Source organism: Actinosynnema sp. (assembly GCF_052038725.1).
In genome coordinates this window covers 1-3719 of sequence record NZ_JBQGCX010000795.1, presented here as the reverse complement: position 1 = coordinate 3719, position 3719 = coordinate 1, and the positions used below count along the sequence as shown (strand labels likewise).

General features: G+C 73.1%; 4 protein-coding genes. All 4 read right to left on the bottom strand.

Translation table 11 applies throughout. The features are described from left to right. Positions 1–785 (bottom strand): DNRLRE domain-containing protein (locus ACTUAL_RS16380; protein ID WP_440900878.1); only part of this gene is annotated, 785 nt, incomplete at its 3' end. A gap of 431 nt (positions 786–1216) precedes the next feature. Continuing rightward, positions 1217–2155 carry a DUF1177 domain-containing protein gene (locus ACTUAL_RS16375; RefSeq protein ID WP_440900877.1) on the bottom strand — a complete coding sequence of 313 codons (939 nt, stop codon included), beginning with the start codon at positions 2153–2155 and terminating at the stop codon, positions 1217–1219. Between the two features lie 116 nt (positions 2156–2271). Further along, complete coding sequence (locus tag ACTUAL_RS16370) at positions 2272–2907, bottom strand: aspartate/glutamate racemase family protein (protein ID WP_440900876.1); 636 nt, start codon at positions 2905–2907, stop codon at positions 2272–2274. Continuing rightward, positions 2904–3629 (bottom strand): AroM family protein, encoded by a 726-nt coding sequence (locus ACTUAL_RS16365; protein ID WP_440900875.1) that lies wholly within the window; start codon positions 3627–3629, stop codon positions 2904–2906. Before ACTUAL_RS16365 ends, ACTUAL_RS16370 begins: the two co-directional genes overlap by 4 nt. Positions 3630–3719 lie beyond the last annotated feature (90 nt).

Here is a 3719-nt window from a genome sequence, read left to right as displayed (position 1 = left end):
GCCGTGGCGGGGGCGCCGGTCCGGTGGACCGGGAGCTCGGGGGTGTCGTTGCGCGGCAACGGGTTCGCGCGGTCGACGTGGGGGGTGGGGGTCGGGGTGGTCGCGGCGGTGCTGATCGGCGCGCGCGGGGGGACCGCGCCGTTGTGCTTGGCCGAGTCGGGGGCGGCGGTGGGCTGGGGGGTGGGGCTGGTGGTGATCTCCAGGCGGGGCGGGGTGGTGCTGGTCGCGCCCGCGAACTTCTTCCAGCTGTACGAGTCGGCCTCGGCGGTGCGGATCGCCAGGCCGCGGTTGGGGGCGCCGTCGGCCCAGGACTGGACCAGGGCGCGGCCCGCGGCGTTCAGGGGGATCTGCTGCCAGGCCCCGCCTTCCGCGCAGGCGGCGAGGTAGCCGGAGGAGAAGAGGGCGGTGCCCAGTTCGGGGCCGCGTTCGGGGCCGGGCCAGGACTTCAGGCCGGACGGCGACCAGTCGGCGGTGATCTCGTCCACGTGCACGGGGCGCGGGGCGCAGGAGTAGGACCAGGTGTTGAACAGCCACAAGGTCGCGTCGAGGATGGTGCGGCCGGTGAGGGTGGAGCCCGCGGTGTCGAAGTGCAGGAAGGCGGTGGCGCGGTTGGCGCCGCCGTTGTAGGTGCCGACGCTGAAGGTGGGGTCGGTGGAGTAGTCCGCCAGGTACGGGGCGTGCACGTGGGTGGTGCCGCCGGCGGTCACGGTGGTGGTGACGGCGGGGGTGGCCGCCGGAGGGTTCGCGGGGGTGGCGGCGGGGCGCTCCACGGTGGTCTGCTCCACCGGGGGGAGGGCTCCTGGAGAGGCTCCTACCGTTGTGGCGTCAGGAAGTCCGTGCTGCGCCTGGGCGGCAGCGGTGGTGGTGGGCAGTGCGGGGGCCACCGTGGCCAGCACAGCCAGGGCCACACCGGCAGCCAGGGAACGGGCGCGCTTCAGCGCGCGACCGGTGATCACAGACAGCAGTTCGACTCCCCGTTGGAGCGCGGCCTTTGCCGCTACTCAGCGCAACGGGACGAATCTTCTCCGATACATCACCCTGCGTGACAGGGCCGTTCGGGTGAACAAGATCAAGAGGCGGGGAAGTGAAGAACACACGCCCGCGAGGCGTGCCCCGTGTCACATGTGGACGATCGGGGCACCCCTGGGTGCGTATTACGCGCACGTGCGAGCGCGGGGGACGGCTTGGGCCGTCCCCCTTGCGCCGCAACGGGAAGTCAGCTCTCGGCGCCCTTGGTCTGGAGGTGGGCGAGGGAGCCGTAGAGGGAGGTGAGGCGCTCGAACTCGGCGGGGTCGTAGAAGGACGCGATGCCTCGGCCGTAGTCCTTCGCGGTCTCGATGACGAAGCGGACGGCGCTCTCGACGACCTGGAGGTCGCTCGCCCCGGTGGCGGAACCGGGAACGGCCGTCACGGTGGTCAGGGCGACGCCCACGACCGGGGCCGGGGTGGCGGTGGTGGGCTGGACGATCGAGTTCACGTGGTAGACGTCGTTGCCGTACGGGGTGATGTCCTGCGTGGTGATGGGCAGGATCACCGGGTTCTGGCCCGAGGTGCGCTCGACGATGTCGAGCAGCGACTCGGAGACGCGGAGGATCCAGCCCTCCTTGATGGTGGGGGTGATCGCGAAACCGCGGTGGTTGCAGATGCGGTTGCCGCGCGTGGTGTCGACGGACACGATCGCGTCCATCTCGGCGGAGACCTCGACCGAGTTGGTCACGGCCATGTCGACCGAGGAGCCCATGAACGGCACCGGGTCGTGCGGCTGGGTCGGGGCGTCCGGGTCGACGTGGGTGCTCACGATGACGTCGCCGGGCAGGCGGTCGCCCTTCGCGGCGGCGTCGAGCAGCTTCGCGGCGGCGGAGAGGGCGACGAGGGCGCCGTCGCCGTCGGAGACGAAGCCGATCTGCTCGGGGCGGGCGCCGAGGCCGCCGAGGCGGCCGATGATGCCCAGGGTGGGCGCGTCGCCGCCGGAGCTGCGGCCGTTCGTGCCGGGGATGAGGACCTTGACGAACTCGGTCTCGCCCGCCTCGCCGGTGACCTCGGTGACCTCGACCTCGGTGGCGCCGAGGGACTTGAGCACCTCGGCCACGGCCTTGCCGCTCGCGGAGGGCGAGTCGAGCAGGTCGGACATTTCGATGACGTGACGCCAGGACATGGGCACGTGCTCCTCACGCTGGGGGGAGGTTGGGAAAGTTCAAGGGGAGGGCGGAAAGCCCAGGGGAACCGGCGACCGCCCGCGCGGATGTGTCCCGAGTGGACGGTCGCCGGCGGTCAGAAGGGCCTGGCGGCGAGGAGTCCGGCGGTGCGGACCGCGTCCACGACCGGGACGCCCAGTGCGCGCCGCAGTGGTTCGGCCAGGCCGATGGTGGTCATTCCGGTGCAGGCGAGCAGGAGGACGTCGGCGCCGCTGTCGACCAGGCGCCTGCCCGCGTCGAGGCTGGCTCGCTTGCCCTGCTCGGTGAGCAGGTGGGCGGTCTCGGTGACGCCGTCGGGCTGGATGGCGCCGTGCAGGCGGTCGCCCAGGACCCTGGTGACCGAGAGCGGGGTGGCGGCGGTCAGGTCCAGGACGCCGACCCGCTCCCCCAGGGTCAGGGCGACTCCGGCGGCCGAGGCGCCCGCGCCCAGGACGGGGATGGGTGCGCGGGTGCGGGCGGCTGCCAGGCCGGGGTCCGCGGCGCAGCTGATGACGATGGCGTCCACGTGCGGGGCCATCTCCTCGGCCAGGAGGGGGACTTTCTTGTCCGCCAAGGCGAAGGACTCGTCGTCGTGCACGCCGCGCGGCTGGTCCGGGATGCAGGCGGTGCGGGTGACCACACCCAGTTCGGCTTCCAGGATGCGGCCGTGCGTCCCCAGGAAGTCGAGGTCGGTGGAGGTGACCACGCGGATGACCCCGATGCGGCGGGTCATACCGCCGCTCCCCGGTCGAGCAGCTCGGCGGCCAGGCGGGCGACGACGGAGCGGGCCAGCACCACGGGCACGTTCAGTTCCGCCACCAGGACCTCGCGCATCGCCTGGGTGTAGCCGATGCAGTCGGCGACGATCAGTTGTGCGCCCGCGGCCTTGAACTCGGCTGCGGCGGACCGCAGGCCCTCGGCCACGGCCTCGGGTGAGCCGGCGTACGGGGTGGCCACGGCCACCACGACCTCGGCGTCCAGGGGGGCGTACTTGGTGTCGGGGTGGCGCCTCTGCTCTTCCAGGGGCACCAGCACGCCCACGGTGGTCATCCCGGCGGCGATCGCCGCGACCGCGTGGCCGATCATGAACTCGGGGCGCAGGACCGGGCCCCGGTGCGCCAGTTCGCCGAACTCCCCGGTGCAGGCCAGGTAGACGGCGTCCACCCCGGCCTCCTCAAGGTCGGCGACCGCCGCTCGCACCCTGGGGGCGATGGGGTGGTGGCCGACGATCGCGGAGCCGCCGTCGCGCAGGCGGGTGGTGAGGACCTCGTCGCCCTCGGCGGGGGCCCACTCGGCGATCTGCTCGGGGGTGACGCCGTCCAGGGCGCCGCGCTCCACGATCCGCACGCCGGGCAGCCAGGCGCGCAGTTCGGGGGTGAGGTCGGCGCGCGGGGTCTGGCCGATGGTGACGACGCCCAGGGTGACGGGCTCGGGGGCGGTGGTCGGGTCAGCCACGGAAGATCCTCCCGACGGAGTTGATCGAGTCGCCCGCGATGAGGCCCGCGCCGACCAGGGCGGCGTCGTTCTCGCCCTCGGGGCCGCGCT

Excerpts from the sequence above, each read along its gene's own strand:
- ACTUAL_RS16375 (WP_440900877.1), bottom strand. The coding sequence starts at position 2,155 with ATGTCCTGGCGTCACGTCATCGAAATGTCCGACCTGCTCGACTCGCCC.
- ACTUAL_RS16370 (WP_440900876.1), bottom strand. The coding sequence starts at position 2,907 with ATGACCCGCCGCATCGGGGTCATCCGCGTGGTCACCTCCACCGACCTC.